The 16,612-nt window shown below is 64.6% G+C and carries 18 protein-coding genes; 7 read left to right on the forward strand and 11 right to left on the reverse strand.

Going from position 1 to position 16,612, the window contains the following annotated elements:
* Positions 1–8: 8 nt before the first annotated feature.
* From A7X65_RS06075 to queA, 3 genes are all read left to right on the forward strand, one after another.
* Complete coding sequence (locus A7X65_RS06075; RefSeq protein WP_063684822.1) at positions 9–419, forward strand: hypothetical protein; 411 nt, start codon at positions 9–11, stop codon at positions 417–419.
* Positions 416–880 carry a peptidylprolyl isomerase gene (locus A7X65_RS06080; protein ID WP_063683376.1) on the forward strand — a complete coding sequence of 155 codons (465 nt, stop codon included), beginning with the start codon at positions 416–418 and terminating at the stop codon, positions 878–880. Before A7X65_RS06075 ends, A7X65_RS06080 begins: the two co-directional genes overlap by 4 nt.
* A gap of 141 nt (positions 881–1,021) precedes the next feature.
* Entirely contained in the window at positions 1,022–2,095 is a 1,074-nt protein-coding gene (gene queA / locus A7X65_RS06085; protein WP_063683377.1) for a tRNA preQ1(34) S-adenosylmethionine ribosyltransferase-isomerase QueA, read from the forward strand.
* A gap of 185 nt (positions 2,096–2,280) precedes the next feature.
* Here the strand turns inward: queA and A7X65_RS06090 are convergent, their stop codons facing one another.
* From A7X65_RS06090 to A7X65_RS06105, 4 genes are all read right to left on the reverse strand, one after another.
* On the reverse strand, positions 2,281–3,318 hold the full coding sequence (locus A7X65_RS06090; RefSeq protein WP_063683378.1) for an aspartate-semialdehyde dehydrogenase: 1,038 nt from the start codon (positions 3,316–3,318) through the stop codon (positions 2,281–2,283).
* Positions 3,319–3,548: 230 nt separating this feature from the next.
* Complete coding sequence (locus tag A7X65_RS06095; RefSeq protein ID WP_063683379.1) at positions 3,549–4,154, reverse strand: PepSY domain-containing protein; 606 nt, start codon at positions 4,152–4,154, stop codon at positions 3,549–3,551.
* Between the two features lie 250 nt (positions 4,155–4,404).
* The gene (locus tag A7X65_RS06100; RefSeq protein ID WP_063683380.1) at positions 4,405–5,163 is read right to left on the reverse strand and encodes a TetR/AcrR family transcriptional regulator; all 759 of its coding nucleotides are present in this window, start codon (positions 5,161–5,163) and stop codon (positions 4,405–4,407) included.
* A 130-nt stretch (positions 5,164–5,293) separates the two neighbouring features.
* Positions 5,294–6,478 carry a patatin-like phospholipase family protein gene (locus tag A7X65_RS06105; protein WP_245323290.1) on the reverse strand — a complete coding sequence of 395 codons (1,185 nt, stop codon included), beginning with the start codon at positions 6,476–6,478 and terminating at the stop codon, positions 5,294–5,296.
* Positions 6,479–6,683: 205 nt separating this feature from the next.
* On the opposite strand from A7X65_RS06105, the gene tgt reads away from it, so the two are divergent.
* Entirely contained in the window at positions 6,684–7,832 is a 1,149-nt protein-coding gene (gene tgt, locus A7X65_RS06110; protein WP_063683381.1) for a tRNA guanosine(34) transglycosylase Tgt, read from the forward strand.
* A 14-nt stretch (positions 7,833–7,846) separates the two neighbouring features.
* Here the strand turns inward: tgt and A7X65_RS06115 are convergent, their stop codons facing one another.
* Together A7X65_RS06115 and A7X65_RS06120 are read right to left on the reverse strand one after the other, a co-directional pair.
* Complete coding sequence (locus tag A7X65_RS06115) at positions 7,847–8,065, reverse strand: hypothetical protein (RefSeq protein ID WP_063683382.1); 219 nt, start codon at positions 8,063–8,065, stop codon at positions 7,847–7,849.
* Positions 8,066–8,269: 204 nt separating this feature from the next.
* On the reverse strand, positions 8,270–9,379 hold the full coding sequence (locus tag A7X65_RS06120; protein ID WP_245323292.1) for an acyltransferase family protein: 1,110 nt from the start codon (positions 9,377–9,379) through the stop codon (positions 8,270–8,272).
* Between the two features lie 355 nt (positions 9,380–9,734).
* Between A7X65_RS06120 and cysK the strand changes: the two genes are divergently transcribed.
* Together cysK and A7X65_RS06130 are read left to right on the forward strand one after the other, a co-directional pair.
* On the forward strand, positions 9,735–10,712 hold the full coding sequence (cysK, locus tag A7X65_RS06125) for a cysteine synthase A (protein WP_063684825.1): 978 nt from the start codon (positions 9,735–9,737) through the stop codon (positions 10,710–10,712).
* Positions 10,713–10,715: 3 nt separating this feature from the next.
* Positions 10,716–10,955, forward strand: a complete 240-nt coding sequence (locus tag A7X65_RS06130) for a BrnA antitoxin family protein (protein ID WP_063683383.1) — start codon at positions 10,716–10,718, stop codon at positions 10,953–10,955.
* Between the two features lie 45 nt (positions 10,956–11,000).
* Here A7X65_RS06130 and A7X65_RS06135 read toward each other — a convergent pair whose 3' ends face one another.
* From A7X65_RS06135 to solA, 5 genes are all read right to left on the reverse strand, one after another.
* Positions 11,001–11,753 carry an amino acid ABC transporter ATP-binding protein gene (locus A7X65_RS06135; protein WP_063683384.1) on the reverse strand — a complete coding sequence of 251 codons (753 nt, stop codon included), beginning with the start codon at positions 11,751–11,753 and terminating at the stop codon, positions 11,001–11,003.
* A gap of 11 nt (positions 11,754–11,764) precedes the next feature.
* Positions 11,765–12,601 carry an amino acid ABC transporter permease gene (locus A7X65_RS06140; protein WP_063683385.1) on the reverse strand — a complete coding sequence of 279 codons (837 nt, stop codon included), beginning with the start codon at positions 12,599–12,601 and terminating at the stop codon, positions 11,765–11,767.
* On the reverse strand, positions 12,598–13,341 hold the full coding sequence (locus A7X65_RS06145) for an amino acid ABC transporter permease (RefSeq protein ID WP_063684826.1): 744 nt from the start codon (positions 13,339–13,341) through the stop codon (positions 12,598–12,600). The genes A7X65_RS06140 and A7X65_RS06145 overlap by 4 nt, the downstream gene beginning before the upstream one ends.
* A gap of 98 nt (positions 13,342–13,439) precedes the next feature.
* Entirely contained in the window at positions 13,440–14,252 is an 813-nt protein-coding gene (locus A7X65_RS06150) for a transporter substrate-binding domain-containing protein (RefSeq protein WP_063683386.1), read from the reverse strand.
* 76 nt (positions 14,253–14,328) lie between these two features.
* Positions 14,329–15,498, reverse strand: coding sequence for an N-methyl-L-tryptophan oxidase (gene solA / locus A7X65_RS06155; protein ID WP_063683387.1), 1,170 nt, complete (start codon positions 15,496–15,498; stop codon positions 14,329–14,331).
* A gap of 125 nt (positions 15,499–15,623) precedes the next feature.
* Here solA and A7X65_RS06160 point away from each other — a divergent pair, with 125 nt between their 5' ends.
* Positions 15,624–16,589 carry a LysR family transcriptional regulator gene (locus tag A7X65_RS06160; protein ID WP_063684827.1) on the forward strand — a complete coding sequence of 322 codons (966 nt, stop codon included), beginning with the start codon at positions 15,624–15,626 and terminating at the stop codon, positions 16,587–16,589.
* The last annotated feature ends 23 nt before the right edge of the window (positions 16,590–16,612 follow it).

Here is a 16,612-nt window from a genome sequence, read left to right on the forward strand (position 1 = left end):
GATTGGCCATGGCGTACCGTGGCGACAAGCTTCTGCTGGTTGCCGCGGTGCTGCTCTCCGGCGTGTCGGGCGCGGCCGCCCAGGACGGGCAGGTCAACACCATCAAGGACCTGTTCCAGCGTCTGCACAGCTGCTGGAGGCCACCGCCGCCGGCCAAGGCCCGCCCCCTCGACATCACCGTCGTCGTGAGCTTTAACCGGTCCGGCGACATTCTGGGCCATCCGAGGATTAGCTATGAATCCGCGGAGGCCTCCGACAATGACCGGCTGCAATACCGGATCGCGGTGATGGAAGCGTTGCAACGCTGCACGCCGATGCCATTTACCGAAACAATGGCCGGCGCCGCGGCGGGGCGTCCCTTCGCGATCCAGTTCCGTAACCGCAAGACTTCACCTCCAACGCAAGAGAGACGAGCATGAGCGCCACCGAAAACACCCTGATCCTCGAGACCACGCAGGGCCCCGTCACCATCGAGATGCGGCCCGACCTCGCGCCCGGCCATGTCGCGCGCATCAAGGAACTGGTCCGCGAGGGCTTCTACGACGGCATCGTGTTCCATCGCGTGATCGAGGGCTTCATGGCGCAGACCGGCTGCCCGCACGGCACCGGCACCGGCGGCTCCGGCAAGAAGCTGAAGGCCGAGTTCAACAAGGAGCCGCATGTGCGCGGCACCACCTCGATGGCCCGCGCCGCCAATCCCGACTCCGGCGACAGCCAGTTCTTCATCTGCTTCGACGACGCCCGCTTCCTCGACAACCAGTACACGGTGTGGGGCAAGGTCACCGAGGGCATGGAGAACGTCGACAAGATCAAGCGCGGCGAGCCGGTGCAGAACCCCGACAAGATCGTCAAGGCGCGCATGGCGGCCGACAAGGAATAAGTCCATCCCCTCATGGTGAGGCGGCGCGCAGCGCCGTCTCGAACCATGAAGGCCAAGCTGCAGCAGCGGGGCCTTCATCCTTCGAGACGCGCGTTCCGCGCTCCTCAGGATGAGGAATGACTGTGTCGCGCTGAGCCCGACATGCGCACCGACCTCTTCGATTTCGACCTGCCCGCCGAGCGCATCGCGTTGCGCCCGGCGCATCCGCGCGACTCCGCCAGGATGCTGGTCGTGGAGAACGGCGCGCTGCGCGACCAGACCATCGCTGATCTCGCGCAATGGCTGAAGGCGGGCGATCAGCTCGTCGTCAACGACACCAAGGTGATCGCGGCGCAGTTGAAGGGCCGCCGCATCGGCCGCGAGACCGAGCCGAAGATCGAAGCGACGCTGATCAAGCGGCTCGACGGCTCGCGCTGGCAGGCGCTGGTCAAGCCCGCGAAGAAGCTGGTTGCCGGCGACCGCATCCGCTTCGGCAACGAGGGCAAGGTCTGCCTGCTCGGCCATCTCGACGCCGAGGTCGAGGCCAAGGGCAGCGAGGGCGAGGTGACGCTGTCGTTCTCGTTCCACGGGCCGGCGCTCGACCAGGCCATCGCCGATCTCGGCAGCCCGCCGCTGCCGCCCTACATCGCCTCCAAGCGCACGCCCGACGATCAGGACCTCGCGGATTATCAGACCATGTTCGCGGCGAACGAGGGGGCCGTCGCGGCGCCCACCGCCGGCCTGCATTTTACGCCGGCGCTGGAGCAGGCGCTGCACGCGCGCGGCGTCGGCATCAACCGCATCACGCTGCATGTCGGGGCAGGGACCTTCCTGCCGGTGAAGGTGGACGATACCGAAGGCCACAAGATGCATGCGGAGTGGGGCACCATCTCGGCCGAGACGGCCGAGACGCTCAACACCGCGCGGAAGAACGGCGGCCGTATCATCGCGGTCGGCACCACGTCATTGCGGCTGCTGGAAAGCGCGGCGAGCGAAGACGGCACGATCCAGCCGTTCGCGGCCGAGACCGCGATCTTCATCACCCCCGGCTATCGCTTCCGCGCCGTCGATATCCTGATGACGAATTTCCACTTGCCGAAGTCGACCCTGTTCATGCTGGTGTCGGCGTTTTCCGGGCTGGAGACGATGCAGGCCGCCTACGCCCACGCGATTGCGAGCGGGTATCGGTTTTACTCGTATGGCGATGCGTGCTTGTTGTTCAGGGCAGAACCGTAGCCCGGATGAGGGAAGAGATATCCGGGATCTTTCTTTGCGAATTCCCGCATGTCGCTTCGCTCATGCGGGCTACGACACTGCCGTAGGGTGGGCAAAGCGAAGCGTGCCCACCATCTTTCTTGAATGCACGGCGGAAGTGGTGGGCACGGCGCTTGCGCGCCTTTGCCCACCCTACGCACCTTCCGCTACGCCATCACCCGCTGCGGCAGCAGCTCCGCGATCTGCACCGCGTTCAGCGCCGCGCCCTTGAGCAGCTGATCGGCCGCCACGAACATCGAGATCGAATGCCCGGAGGGATCGCTGAGGTCCTTGCGGATGCGGCCGACCAGGACGTCGTCCTGGCCCGAGGCGTCGATCGGCATCGGGAAGTAGTTCTTGACGCGGTCGTCGACGATCTTCACGCCCGGCGCCTGCGCCATGATGGCGCGGACCTGGTCCTCATTGATCGGCTTCTCGCATTCGAAGGTGATGGCCTCGCAATGCGCGCGCAGCACAGGCACGCGGACGCAGGTCACGCCGATCGCGATGTTCGCGTCCTCGAAGATCTTGCGGGTTTCCTTGATGACCTTGGTCTCTTCGTCGTTGTAGCCGGTCTCGGGATCGACCGCGGTGTTGTGGTTGAAGAGATTGAAAGCGTAGGGGTGCGGCATCACCTTGGGCGTATAGACCTGCCCGTTGAGATTGGCGCGGGTGGATTCCACGAGTTCGTCCATCGCGGCGGCGCCGGCGCCGGAAGCTGCCTGGTAGGTCGAGATGATCACGCGCTTGATGCGGTTCTTCTGGTGGATCGGCCAGAGCGGCACCAGCGCGGTGATCGCGGCGCAGTTCGGGTTGGCGATGATGCCCTTGTGATCCCGGATGCGGTTCGCGTTGATCTCGGGGATCACCAGCGGCACGTTCGGATCCATGCGGAAGGCGGAGGAGTTGTCGACGACGACGGCGCCCGACTTCACCGCGATCGGCGCAAACTTCCTGGAGATGCTGCCGCCGGCGGAGAACAGGGCGATGTCGACGCCCTCGAAGGCGCGCTCGGTCAGTTCCTCGATGACGACGTTCTGGCCGCGGAACGACACCGTCTTGCCGGCCGAGCGGGCGCTCGCCAGTGCCTTGAGCTTGCCGACGCGAAAGCCGCGCTTGTCCATGGTGGCGATGAATTCGGCGCCCACCGCACCGGTGACGCCGACAATCGCGACGACGGGATCGTTACTCACTTTGTCCTCCATTGCATTTGAATTCGAGACAACAAAAAAGCCCCGGACCATCGAGGGCGGGGCTTCGGTAGAGCTGATGCGTTTAAGTCGACGACCTACGCGCGCACGCCTCCCCGGGCCCCTGGGGCCGTGGTGGTTTTGGTCGTGCGTTTGGTGGTCGTGAACATGGTGCGCCTTATGCGGGAGAGTCTGGCCCCCGTCAATGGCTTTTCGGCGGGAATGTGGCCGCGAGCGACCCGCCGTTATTTGGCGCGGGCGCCCGGCGGCTCCAGGATGACTTCCTTGAGGTCGTCGCCGCTGATCACGACGATGGCGAAGCTGAGCCGGCCGCCCTCGCGCACGAGGCCGCCGCTGATCGCCTTGCCCGAGGCTGCGCGCTCGGCGACGCGCACGGCATCGGCAAGGCGGTGCCTGATCGCGCCGAGCGCTGCGAGATTGCTGCGATCGTCGTGGTCGAGCTCGGCGAGGGGGAGGGCGGCTTCCCCGCCCACGAGCTCGCCGGTCGCGGCATTGATGGTGTGGCGCCAGATCCGGTCGTTGTGCAGGGTCTTCACCCGGTAGACCGGCACGCCCGAGGCGCCGTCGAAACTCACATCGGCGGTGGTGGCGCCGGCATGGCGGGCTTCCGCGATGGCCATGGCCTGACTGATCGTGATCGACGACGAGCGGAATCGTTCGATCTCGCGGCTCACCGCTTGGCGATCGGCCTCGGCGTCACCATCTGCCTCGCTGTGGAGGGCGGTGGGTGTGCTTCCGGCCGAAACGATCGCCTGCGCCGGCGCTGCGACGAGCAACGTCGACAGCGCGGCAGCGAATAACGTCCAGGCGTGTTGTCGTGCTGCCTTCATGCTCGAAACCCTCGGCCAGCGAGTGTGCCGGATGATCGTAAAGATTTCACGGCCGGCCTTGGGCAAGGCCGGCCGCGGAGCGTCGTAGCAGGTTGTGCCCGCCGCGGCGTTCGAAACAGCACGGTCCTCTTTGGGGCTGGTGAAAAAGCGGACCGTACCGGTTCATAACTAAACCATACCGTATCGTTTTATTTCGGTCAACGACGTGGCGCCGTTCCCCGCGGGGAAAGATCGCAAGCTCACGGAATTGTCAGCGCGACCGGCGGCGCCGCGGCGTGGCCTTGGGCGCGTCTTTGGGCAGGTCCTGGACGCGGTCGGCCGGACCCAGCGCGCCGGCCAGGAACAGCTTGATGGCGGCGCGCATCCGCTTTTCCGCGGCCTTCATCTCGAGCGCCATCCCGAACGTCGCCATGCGGTGGGTATGGCCGACGACGACGTCGAGGAACACTTCCGCTGCGATCGTCGTGTCCTCGAGGTCGAGCGCGCCCTGCGCCACCAGATGGTCGAAGAAGCGCGCGGTGGTGGCGACCGCCTTGAGCCAGCCTTCCTCCTTGCCGAGCTTGGCGACGTCGGGGAAGTTGATGGCCTGTGACGTCATCATGCGGCTGAAGGCGACGGCATCGGGCCCGCAGGTGAAGGTCAGCATTTCGCGCCCGATCTCGACCAGCCGCTGCTCGACGGAAATGTCCGAGGCGCTGGAGAGCTGCGTTTCGGCTGCTGCGGAAAGAGGCGCAAGCCAGCGCTCGATTTCGCGCCGGAGCACGGCGGCAAACAGGCCGCGCTTGTCGCCATAGCGGGAATAGACGGTCGGCTTGCTCACGCGCGCCGCCTCCGCGACGGCGTCGAGCGAGGTGGCGTCGAAACCGCGGTCCAGGAACAGGCGGGTGGCGACCTCGATCAGCCGCTGGTCGCGTTCGATGGCGGCGGTCTTGGTCGGCCGGCCGCCGCGCGATTTCGGCACCTCGCGCCGCGGCGATGCCGATCTTGTCCTGGTCGCAGTCAATCCCATGCCCAATGATTCCTGCGCGTTTCCTGTCATTCGCTCTATATCGCGCAGGAGCCGGGGCGTCATCGCGAATCTGGCCGAACTGGCCGTATCGTCAACGGTCTCGATACGACCTCGTTCCGTTACGGCGGGGTCACGGCAGCGTCGAGGTCCAGGCCTGGCCGGACGCGGCCTTCTCATATCCGTACTGGTAGAGCGCCCGCATATAGCCGGTGTCGAACCCTTCCGACGGCGGCGCGGGATAGTCGCGCGCGATATAGGAGAGGTGGAAGCCCAGGCGGTTGCGCTTGGCGAAATCGTAGGTCGAGAAGATGATCGAGCGGGTCTGCGACTGCGTGATCGCCGACAGGCTGCGCGAGGCGACGTCGATGGTGCTGTTGGACACCAGCTCGAAATTGCGCTCGATCTTCTTGTTGACGAGGATGTAGATGTCCATCCGCGCGCTGCCTGGCAGGCGGCTGCCCTGGAACAGCAGCGCGTCCGGCAACGTCAGCACCGGCGCCGTCACGCCGCCGTCGACATGCATCTCCTGGAATTTGCGGCCCTGGCCCTCGGCGTCGATCATGATCGGCGGAAACACCAGCGGAATACTGGCGGAGGCCGCCATCACGTCGCGAAACAGCTTGAGCGCCTCGGGCGTGCCGACGGCTGCGATCTTGCCCATGTCCCAGATCGCGGTGCGCTGGGTGTCCAGATCGGTCGTCACGATCAGCAACCTGCGGCCCTTGGCGTTCTCGCGCGCGACCTGCGCCATGATCTCGGGCCCGACATAGCGGGCGACGAGCTCGCGCAGCCGCGTGTTGCCGAACAGGCCGGATCCGAACAGCACGCGCATGATGCTGGGATCGTTCAGGAGGCTTTCCGCGATGCCGCTGGTGTAGACGTCCTTCAGCGTGTCGTCATATTGCGAGCCGAGAAACGCGAAAGGCGCGATCAGCCCGCCGGTGCTGACGCCCGAGACGACCGTGAAGGTGGGGCGGGTTCTGGCCGCGGTCCAACCATTGAGCACGCCGACGCCGTAGGCACCATCGGCGCCGCCGCCGGAGAGCGCCAGATAGGTCTTCGTCGCGGTGCTGGTGTCCTTCTCGAAGCTGAACTTCGTGACCGGCTCGTCGGCGTAGCGCCTGAGGCCGTCGATATCGAGCACGCGCGAGGCCTGGGCTTCGGCGGCCGTGTAGGGCGTGCGGGGCAGGGAAGTGCAGGCGCCGAGCGCCAGCCCCAGGGACAGGACCAGGAGCCCGGTCAGGCGGACACCTGCGTGCCTGATCCGGCCGCGCGAGGCGCCGGAGATTTCAGTCGAACTTGAAAGGGAAGGCATTGTCGGTGGCTGGCGATCACGCAAATACTGCCGCCGGCAAAGTCACCGCGGCATCTCGTCCAGCCCCCACGGTAAAACTACACTGTATCGTTTTATTTGGCAAGCCGCGGGAACACCGAGCCGCGCGTCAAATCTGTCCCACTCTGAGGCAGTGGAGGGTCCGAGCGGGTTGATCGGTCTCGCCTGACACGCAATAAGCACCGCCATGAATCCTTCTGATAGCAGCCTACCAAACCATTTCGAACTGCTCGGCACCGATGGCGCCGCTCGCACCGGGCGCCTGACCACACCGCACGGCGTTGTGCGCACGCCGGCCTTCATGCCGGTCGGCACCGCCGGCGCGATGAAGGGTATGCACTGGCGCGAAGTGCGCGACGCCGGCGCCGACATCGTGCTCGGCAACACCTATCATTTGATGCTGCGCCCCGGCGCGGAGCGGATCGCCGCGCTCGGCGGCTTGCAGAGATTCACCGGCTGGAACGGCCCGATGCTGACGGATTCCGGTGGTTTCCAGGTGATGTCGCTGGCTGATTTGCGCAAGGTCAGCGAGCACGCCGTTACCTTTCGCTCGCATATCGACGGCGCCAAGGTCGAACTGTCGCCGGAGCGCTCGATCGAGGTGCAGCGCTATCTCGGCTCCGACATCGCCATGCAGATGGACGAATGCGTGCGGCTTCCCGCCGAGCGCGACGACATCGACCGCGCCATGCGGCTGTCGTTGCGCTGGGCCGAGCGCTCCAAGCGCGCCTTCGAGAGCGCGCCCGACGGCTACATGCTGTTCGGCATCGTGCAGGGCGGCGACATCCCGCAGCTTCGTCACGCCAGCGCCCAGGGCCTCGTGGAGATCGGCTTCCATGGTTACGCGATCGGCGGCCTTGCCGTCGGCGAGCCGCAGGCGGTGATGCTGGCGATGATCGACGAGACCGCGCCGCTGCTGCCGCAGGAGCGGCCGCGCTATCTGATGGGCGTCGGCACGCCCGACGACATCCTCGAAGCGGTGAAGCGCGGCATCGACATGTTCGATTGCGTGATGCCGACGCGCAATGGCCGGCATGGCGTTGCCTTCACCCGTTTCGGTCAGGTGAACTTGCGCAACGCACGCCACGCCGACGATCCGCGTCCGCTCGACGCGGAAAGTCCATGGCCGTCGACGCGCAACTACGCGCGCGCCTACCTGCATCATCTCGTCAAGGCGGGCGAGACGCTGGGGGCGATGCTGCTGTCCGAGATCAATATCGCTTACTACCAGTCCCTGATGCAGGGCATCAGGGACGCGATCGCACACGGAACGTTCGACGAGTTCTACCAGCGTACGCGTGAGGACTGGGCGAGGGGCGATATCGCCCCGCGCTGATCACGTGCGCAACGTCAATTGCAGACGATCCGCTGCTTGACGGCGTGCTTGGTGACAAAGCCGTAGCCGCAATTGTCGCAGGTCCAGAGGTAGCTGATCATGTGGTCCGAGACGTAAGCGGATGCTTCAGCGGCGACCATGGAGTCGGCGCAGACGGGACAGGTGGGCAACTCGCTGCAACGCGGATCGCGGGTGTGCGCGACGGTCGACAACACTTCAGCAACTGCTGACATCGTGGTGACCTCCCTGCTTTAAGACGGAAGTCTAACATAAGCAGAAGCCGTTGACGAGGTCGCAACACAAAAGCGTTGGCTTTTCTAAAATTCGTCTCACCTTGGCGTGTTCTGCCGCTGTTTCGCTCTCGCTATTGCAGCGCAAACAATCCGTGTGCGTTGCGGGAGTCCGAGGCGCATTGCGTCACACGTCGTGACGCTTCGTCATTGCGCCGCGCGCTGCCGGCCGAGTGCCGGCGCGAGAGCAGCCGGCTTGCTGCGGTCTGAACGAAGCATGCGTCCAAACGCGATCCAGGGTTTCTCGACGAGCGAATGTGACAGCCAGCTGACAAAAATCGATGATGCGACGACCGCGGCGACAAAGGCGAACCATGCCAGCGGGCCATCGCCAAGCCAGGCGTAACGGTGCACCCAGACCATTGCGAACGGCGACAGCAGGTAGACCGAATAGCTGATCAGGCCGACGAAGGCGACCGGGCGCCAGGCCATCCTCTCGCCGAATGCGGCAAACACGATGAAGACGAGGGCGGCGCAGACATAGGCCGCACCGATCGAATAGCTGTAGAAGAAATTGTCCTCATACGTCCCGCCATAGCGCCTGCTGGCCAGCGCGATCGCGAAGACGGCGTACAGCGCCGTGCATATGGCGACATGCCGCCACCGCAGCGATCCGCCGATGACGGTATCGCGAACGATCTTGCCGAGGAACATCGCCGAAAGGTTCAGCGCGACCTCCATCATGATCCAGGCCGCCCTGTTCTCGACCAGGACAGCCACCGCGATACCGGCGAATGCGGTTGCAACGACGATGGCGATGGCGGTGGAGCGCCGGTTCAGCAGTCCTGCCGCAAACAGAACGATGCAGACCACGTAGAACAGCAGCTCGATCGTCAGTGTCCAGTAGAAGTCCCAGAGGTGAGGGACCTCCAGGAACGACTGCAGCATCGTGAGGTTCACGGCGATCTGCGCCAGCGAATAGGTCTTGGATTCGACCAGCAGCATCGTGACCAGGCCCAGCGCGATCGAGGCCCAGTAGGCCGGGTAGAGCCGGAAGAAACGACTGACCGAGAAGTCGTTCACAGGAGATGCGCTGGCGGGAAAACTGAAGGGGATGACGAAGCCAGAGACGAAGAAGAACAGCACCACGCCGAAGCGGCCGAAATTCATGTAGTAGCCGATCGCGTCGTGAAAGACCGCGTGATAACCGCCGGTCGGGTGCTCCCGCACGATCACCTCGAGCGCATGCTGGATCACCACCGACAGGACGGCGATACCGCGCAGCGTATCGATGAAGGCGAGCCGTTGATGCATCATGCGTTCTCTGCCGCTTCCGCCTCCGTCCCATGACCGGATCGGCCGGGCGGCACCCCGACCGCGGTCAGCCGGCCGGACGTCGCCTGTCGGGGGATATCCGGCTGAGACACAAGCGGGGATCAGGAGGCTGGACGCTGCCGGCAGTTCAGCACGGCAATCGTGAACAGATTGACAACGCACGACAGGGTGGTGCGCCCCCAAGCCAGGGGGGGTGGAACGGCCTGGCGGGTCACATGATTTTGCTGGGAGGCGGGTTCCGGGCGGGCCGTATTGCCGCTTGCGTGTCGCCGCCAGCTGTCTGTAACTGCAAGGCAGCTGCGACAGCGGTGAAAATTGTCGCCAGAGGGAGTCCATGATGGACGCATCGTCCAAAACGGGTGCAGCGCACCAAGCCGGCCGCGGCCGGATCTATTCTTCGATCGTCGAGGCTTTCGGCGACACGCCGATCGTGCGCTTGCGCCGCCTGCCGGGCCAGCACGGGGTGAATGCGACGATTTTGGCAAAACTTGAATATTTCAACCCGGCCGCGAGCGTGAAGGACCGCATCGGCGCGGCGATGATCATCGCGATGGAGAAGGCCGGCATCATCAAGCCCGACACCGTGCTGATCGAGCCGACCTCCGGCAATACCGGTATCGCGCTCGCCTTCGTGGCGGCTTCGCGCGGCTACCGGCTCAAGCTGGTGATGCCGGAATCCATGTCGATCGAGCGGCGCAAGATGCTGGCCTTTCTCGGCGCCGAGCTGGTGCTGACACCGGCCGCACAGGGCATGAAGGGCGCGATCGCGGCCGCCGAGGAGCTTCTGAAGACGACGCCGAACTCGGTGATGCCGCAGCAGTTCAAGAACCTTGCCAATCCCGAGGTGCACCGTCGCACCACCGCCGAGGAGATCTGGAACGACACCGAGGGCAACATCGACTTCTTCGTCGCAGGCGTCGGCACCGGCGGCACCATCACCGGCGTCGGCCAGGTGCTCAAGCCGCGCAAACCGTCGTTGCGCGTGGTCGCGGTCGAGCCGGAGGAGAGCCCGGTGCTGTCGGGCGGCCAGCACACGCCGCACAAGATCCAGGGCATCGGCGCCGGCTTCGTGCCCGACATCCTCGACCGCTCGGTGATCGACGAGATCGTGAAGATCAACTCGACCACGGCGATCGAGACCGCGCGCGCATTGGCGCGGCACGAGGGCATTCCGGGCGGTATCTCCTCGGGTGCCGCGATCGCCGCCGCGCTTCAGATCGCCAAGCGTCCGGAAGCTGCGGGCAAGACCATCCTGGCGATCGTGCCGTCCTTCTCCGAGCGCTATCTTTCAACGGCTCTGTTCGAAGGAATCTAGCCCATGGCGGATCAACCGAGGCGGCCGCGCACGCTGGGAGACGCGCGGACCGAGGCCGAGGCGGCGTTCAAGAAGGTGACGGCCAAGGTCGCCGCGCCGCCGCCGAAGCAGAATGCCGTCCCCGGCATCAAGGAGCAGGTCACGCTGCGCCTCGACCAGGACGTGCTGGAGTTTTTCCAGCAAGGCGGACCCGGCTGGCAAGACCGCATCAACGAGGCGCTGCGAAAGGCGGCGGGCAAGTAGGCGCGGCTGCCAAGGGCGCGCCGAAAGCCGGCGCACGAGCGAAACTCAGAGGACCTGCGACAGGAACCGCTGCGTGCGCTCGTCCTTGGCCGCCGTGAACAGGACGTCCGGCGGCCCGTGCTCGACGATCACACCGCGATCGGTGAAGTAGACGTGGTCGGCGACTTCGCGGGCGAAGTTCATTTCGTGGGTCACGAGGATGCACGTCATGCCATCCTCGGCGAGCTCCCGGATCGTCACCAGAACCTCCTTGACCGTTTCCGGATCGAGGGCGGCGGTCACTTCGTCGAACAGCATGATGTCCGGTCGCATCGCCAGCGATCGGGCGATTGCCACGCGCTGCTGCTGTCCGCCCGATAGCTCGCCCGGATAGGTGTCCTCCTTGCCCGCGAGCCGCACCTTGGCGAGCAGCGCCCGGGCGCGCGCTTCGACCTCGGCGCGCTTCTGGCCGAGAACATGGATCGGCGCCATCATCACGTTCTGCAGCGCGGTCCTGTGCGGGAAGAGGTTGTACTGCTGAAACACCATCCCGACCTTGCGACGCAGCGCGAGCTTGTCGAGCCTGGGGTCGGTAACCTCGATGCCCTCGATCTGAATGCTGCCCGATGTGATTGGCTGAAGCGCGTTGATGCAGCGGATCAGCGTGGATTTCCCCGATCCGGACGGGCCGATGATACAGATCACCTCACCTTTTCTGACCGACAGGCTGATGCCTTTCAGAACCTCGAGGGCACCGAACGACTTTCTGACGTCGACGCATTGGACGATGGGCTGATCCGGAGTCCAGCTCGTGGCCATGCTCTGCTTCCTCAGCGTACGCGGAACCGACGCTCGAGACGAGCGGTCCAGAGGTTGATCGGATAACAGTAGAGAAAGAAGCACAGCAGCGCGAAACCGTAGAGCGGTGCGAACAGCTCCGGCCTGCCGCCTTCCGCGGCGTGGACCTGCGCCGTCAGGGTGAGCATTTCCGAGACGCCCACGATCGATGCCAGCACCGTCGACATTGCGACGATGGCATAGATGTTCATCCAGGGCGGCAGCATGCGCTTGATGCATTGCGGCAGCATGATCAGCCACATGGTCTGGCGCCGCGTGAAGGAAAGCGACTCCGCCGCCTCCCATTGCGTCGATGGAATGGAGCGGACGGCTCCGCGCACGACCTCTGCGACATTGGCCATGACGGGCAGGGCGAAGCCCACGGTCGCCTTGATCCAGTCCGGCAAGGGGATGGTCGTCTTGAACAGCGTGATCTGGAACGGCACCAGAAACATCACGAAGAACAGCAGCACCAGCCAGGGCGCGTTGCGGAAGAATTGTGTGACGAGCCAGCTGACGGCCGCGAGCAGCCGGGACTCCGACAACAAAGCGAGACCCAGGCCAAGCCCGGCGATGGTCCCGAGCAGCATGGCCAGCAGGGAGATCAGGATGTTGAAGGCGAACCCGCGCAGCAGAAGCGGCGACCATTTTACGATGACTTGCAGCGGCGACAGTGTCGTCGGTCCGGCCTGCGCCCATGCGGTGGATGCGGCCATGATGGCACAGAAGCAGAGGATCGCGGCCGGCAGCGGGCCGATCCGGACGGACATCCGGGCCGGTGCGGGACGATACGGCAGAAGGACGGCCAGCCTGTGTCCGGTTGTCTTCATCGCGCATAACCGGGGATGTGCATCGCCCGCTCCCAGCGATGCATCATCCAGACGAGGATCCCGACCAGGATGCCGTAGGTCGCCAGCAACACGACCATCATCTCGAACACGTTCTGCGATTCCGACCAGATCTGCTTGACCGCATACAGCGTTTCGGGGACGGCGATCGCGTAGGCGAGGGTGGTGGTCTTGAGCAGGTTGACGAGGTTGTTGTTCAGGGCCGGAAGGCAGACGCGAATGGCCAGCGGCAGGACGATATGGATGTAGGCCTTGAGGCGTGTGTATCCGAGCGCCTCCGCGGCTTCCAATGTCGTTCGCGGTACCGCCTCGATGCCGGAGCGGAAGATTTCGACGTTGAAGGCGCCCGCGAACAGCGACAGCGAGATGATGGCCCACTGCACGTTGCTCAGCAGCGGCACGCGCATGCCCGCCGCCTCGACGGCCGGAAGCATGGTGCCGAGGCCGAAATAGAAAAAGAACAGCTGGACCAGCGGGGGCGTGTTGCGAAACACCACCACGAAGGCATTGACGGGCAGCCGCAGCAACGCCGACGGACTGCCCTGCATCAAGGCGCCGATCGCACCGACGATGAGGCTCAGCAGGATGGTCGTGACGCTCAGAAGCAGCGTCATCTTGAGGCCGCCGAGGTAGCGGCCCCAATCATAGGCGTCGTAGAATACGGAGAAATTCAGCCCCGTCGTGTCGTAGAGCCGCTGAAACCAGTCGCCGATTGCCTGCATGTTGCGCGACACCGAGATGTTGAGGCGATGCCTCGTGTCAGTGCATGGGTTCGACCTGTCCGGAGCGCAGGACCCGGCCTGCGCTCCGTCTCATGCGCTCATTTGTCCTTGAATTGCTCGTGCATCAAGAGCGAGTACTCGGTCGGCGTAATGCCCCACTTTTTCTCGGCATTCACGATGAAGCCGGTCTTCATCCAGTCCTTTGTCGTCTCTTCGAGCAACTTCTGAAGGCTGGTGTTCTCGAGCGCGACGGCGATCATCCATGGCGACGGCAGAACGCCCTTGAGCGGGAGGTCGTAATCCGCCTTCCACTCGTCCTCGAGCAATTTGCCTTGCAGGAAGGTCTGATCGTAGACGTAGCCGATGCAGTTGCCCTGCTTCATGGCGAACAGAGGCTTCTCCGAGCCGTCGAACGCAACAATTTCGGGGCCGTAGGATTTGGCGACGTCCTTGTTGTACCAGGCCCCCGACGTGGCACAGACGGGTTTTCCCTTGAGGTCGGCCCAGTCCTTGATACCGGCCTTCTTGTTGAGAAGGATGTTCACATAGTCCGAATAATACAGCGGCTCGATGGCCTGAACGACGCGACGGCGTTCCGGCCGATCCGACATGGTCGCGATCAGCAGGTCAACCTTTCCCTGCTGAAGAAACTCGATCCTGTTCGAGGCTGCGACCGGAACGAGCTCGAGTTTGACGCCGAGACGCTTGGCGATGTCTGCGGCAAGATCCGGCTCGATGCCGACCACGTTGCCCGCGGGATCGCGGAAGCCGAAAGGCTTGTAGTCAGCCTTGACGCCGACGTTCAACGTGCCGCGCTGCTTGATTGCATCGACGCCATCGGCTGCCTGAGCGCTGCCAAGCATCATCAGCGCCGCAGCACCTGCCATCATGGAAAGGACAACGTTTCTCATCGGATGACGCCTCCAGGATTGAAATCACGACGCGCGTTGCGCGTGCTTGTTGAGGATACAAGGCTCGTGCCAAACGTCACGAGAATCGGGATACGGAGAATGGCGTAAGGTCGATCGCGCTCCGGCCGTCGGTCACCATTGCGGCTGCGACGTTGCCGATCCCCGCCGAGTGCTTGAAGCCGTGGCCCGAGCAGGCGGAGATGACGAAGACTCTGTCCTGCTCGGGATGCCGGTCGATGATGAAGCCCCGATCGGGCGTCACGGTGTAGATGCAGGCGGCTGCCTGTGCGACGCGCGGCGTCGCGCCCGCGAGCCGTCCCTCGACGTGCTTGCGGTACATCTCAGCCGACTCCCTGGGATCGACGGTGCGGTCGATGGTGTCGGCCGTGGTGTCGGTCTCGTACTGCTCGGTTGCGACCTTGAGGCGATGGTCGCCGGGCAAAGGCGGGAAGCCGTAGAGGTAATCGACGTCGGTCGCGCCATGCATCCAGATGAACACGGGCGCATTGGCGCGATAGGCGCTCGTATCGTCGAGCTCGTACCAGTGCAGCACCTGCCGCTTCACGGTGAGGACGCGGTCGAACGGCGCGCCGAGCAGGTGTGCATTCCAGCCGCCGGCCGACACCACGACCTGGTCCGCCTCGAAGGTGCCCGAGGACGTTTCCACCCGAACGGCGGAACCCTTCTGCACGATCGAGAGCACCTCGACCCCGGTGCGTATCGTTGCCCCAAGCTGCGCCGCGCGCGTCAGCTGCGCCGTGATGCAGCGCTCCGGAAAAACGTATCCCCCGCCGGGCTCGTAATAGGCCTTCTCGTTGCCCTCGAGGTTCAGGAACTGCGGGAAGCGGTGTGCGACCTCGCGCCCGTCGATCACCTCATGCGCGATGCCGAAGTCGCGCGCCGCCGCAATCGAGCGCTTGACGAAATCCGGCTTGCCGTGGTGCGAGGTCTCGCCGACACCGGGCGCCATGACGACGAGGCCGCATGGGTTCAACAGCTCGGCGGACGTCTCCGCTTCGAGCTCGCGCCAGATCCGGTGGGTATCGAGCACCAGGGGCACGTAATCGCGGCCTTCGCCGACCGCCTGGCGGGTGATGCGGGTCTCGCCGTGGCTGGATCCCATCGTGTGGGGCGGGGCGAAGCGATCGAGGCCGACCGCCTTCACCCCCCGCTTGGCCAGCTGATAGAGCGCCGCGCTGCCCATGGCACCGAGGCCGATCACCAGAATATCCGCTTTCTCGCTCATCAATCGGAACTGCTTAATTGTTAGGACAGCATGAATTGTGCTTTCAGATGCGGCTCTCCGACAAGGATAATTCATGTAATGAAGCAAATTTGCATCTTCATATGACTTTTGCTTAAGTCGTGGAGATGCAGCCACCGCTCCCAGACCTGCGAAGCCTCCAGATCGTTGCCGCTGTCGCGGACACCGGCAGCATGCTCGAAGCGTCGCGCCAATTCGGGATGACGCAATCCGCCGTGTCGCAGGCGGTCCGGCGGGCCGAAGCCGCGCTCGGCGTCGCCTTCTTCAACCGCGGCCGGAGGCCGCTGACACTGACGCGGGCGGGCCGCATCCTTGCTGGTCGTGTCCGCGACCTGAATCGCGACTTCGACTCATTGCTCAGCGCACTTCGGGACGCGGCGAAACTGCCTGAACGTGTCGATCTGAGGCTCGGCCTCATCGACTCCTATGCCGCTACGGTCGGCGCGCACCTCGTCAAGGAGCTCATGACGGGCGAGGTCGCGCTGAGTCTGTCCGTCTGGTCGGGCCTTGCTCACTCGCACGCCGAGGCGCTGGTCAACCGAACGATCGACGCGGCGATCACATGCGATGCGATGGATGACCTGTACGATATCGAGCGCTTCCCGTTCTACCGCGAGCCAAATCTGCTGCTGGTGCCGCGCGGATTGGAAGCCGAATTTGCTGACCTTGATTTGCGGGAGATCCTGACCCGGCATCGCCTGGTCCGGTACAGCGAGCGCTCCTATGCAGGCGCTCAGGTCGAGCGCCACCTGAGCCGTTTGGGCATTCGCCCGCCACGGTCCTTCGAGTTTGACACCTCGGACAGCCTGGTCGCCATGGTCGCCACGGGGATGGGCGTGGCGATCACCACGCCGCTGTGCTTGTTGCAGGGGCTTGCTCACGCGGCCCAGGTCAGCGCTCTCCCGCTGCCGGGCCCCGGCTTCTTTCGCGAACTGCTTCTGGTCACCCGCCGTGGAGATCTCTCATCACTGGCGCCGCGGATCGCAGAGATGGCGCGAACGAGCATCACGACGCAGGCGATGCCGCGCATCCGAACGCTCGTGCCCTGGTTCGCCGAGGATTATCCGCAATAAAAAAGCCCGGCGCGAGCCGGGCT

Origin of the sequence: Bradyrhizobium stylosanthis (assembly GCF_001641335.1) — a bacterium.
Classification (GTDB): Bacteria; Pseudomonadota; Alphaproteobacteria; order Rhizobiales; family Xanthobacteraceae; genus Bradyrhizobium; species Bradyrhizobium stylosanthis.

What these genes read in the sequence shown, in the direction of transcription:
- queA (WP_063683377.1), top strand. Translation starts at nt 1,022, where the DNA reads ATGCGCACCGACCTCTTCGATTTCGACCTGCCCGCCGAGCGCATCGCG.
- A7X65_RS06100 (WP_063683380.1), bottom strand. Translation starts at nt 5,163, where the DNA reads ATGGGATTGACTGCGACCAGGACAAGATCGGCATCGCCGCGGCGCGAG.
- A7X65_RS06105 (WP_245323290.1), bottom strand. Translation starts at nt 6,478, where the DNA reads ATGCCTTCCCTTTCAAGTTCGACTGAAATCTCCGGCGCCTCGCGCGGC.
- A7X65_RS06090 (WP_063683378.1), bottom strand. Translation starts at nt 3,318, where the DNA reads ATGGAGGACAAAGTGAGTAACGATCCCGTCGTCGCGATTGTCGGCGTC.
- A7X65_RS06135 (WP_063683384.1), bottom strand. Translation starts at nt 11,753, where the DNA reads ATGGCCACGAGCTGGACTCCGGATCAGCCCATCGTCCAATGCGTCGAC.
- A7X65_RS06145 (WP_063684826.1), bottom strand. Translation starts at nt 13,341, where the DNA reads ATGCAGGCAATCGGCGACTGGTTTCAGCGGCTCTACGACACGACGGGG.
- A7X65_RS06120 (WP_245323292.1), bottom strand. Translation starts at nt 9,379, where the DNA reads ATGATGCATCAACGGCTCGCCTTCATCGATACGCTGCGCGGTATCGCC.
- tgt (WP_063683381.1), top strand. Translation starts at nt 6,684, where the DNA reads ATGAATCCTTCTGATAGCAGCCTACCAAACCATTTCGAACTGCTCGGC.
- A7X65_RS06160 (WP_063684827.1), top strand. Translation starts at nt 15,624, where the DNA reads ATGCAGCCACCGCTCCCAGACCTGCGAAGCCTCCAGATCGTTGCCGCT.
- A7X65_RS06095 (WP_063683379.1), bottom strand. Translation starts at nt 4,154, where the DNA reads ATGAAGGCAGCACGACAACACGCCTGGACGTTATTCGCTGCCGCGCTG.
- A7X65_RS06115 (WP_063683382.1), bottom strand. Translation starts at nt 8,065, where the DNA reads ATGTCAGCAGTTGCTGAAGTGTTGTCGACCGTCGCGCACACCCGCGAT.
- A7X65_RS06075 (WP_063684822.1), top strand. Translation starts at nt 9, where the DNA reads ATGGCGTACCGTGGCGACAAGCTTCTGCTGGTTGCCGCGGTGCTGCTC.
- A7X65_RS06080 (WP_063683376.1), top strand. Translation starts at nt 416, where the DNA reads ATGAGCGCCACCGAAAACACCCTGATCCTCGAGACCACGCAGGGCCCC.
- A7X65_RS06130 (WP_063683383.1), top strand. Translation starts at nt 10,716, where the DNA reads ATGGCGGATCAACCGAGGCGGCCGCGCACGCTGGGAGACGCGCGGACC.
- A7X65_RS06150 (WP_063683386.1), bottom strand. Translation starts at nt 14,252, where the DNA reads ATGAGAAACGTTGTCCTTTCCATGATGGCAGGTGCTGCGGCGCTGATG.
- solA (WP_063683387.1), bottom strand. Translation starts at nt 15,498, where the DNA reads ATGAGCGAGAAAGCGGATATTCTGGTGATCGGCCTCGGTGCCATGGGC.
- cysK (WP_063684825.1), top strand. Translation starts at nt 9,735, where the DNA reads ATGGACGCATCGTCCAAAACGGGTGCAGCGCACCAAGCCGGCCGCGGC.
- A7X65_RS06140 (WP_063683385.1), bottom strand. Translation starts at nt 12,601, where the DNA reads ATGAAGACAACCGGACACAGGCTGGCCGTCCTTCTGCCGTATCGTCCC.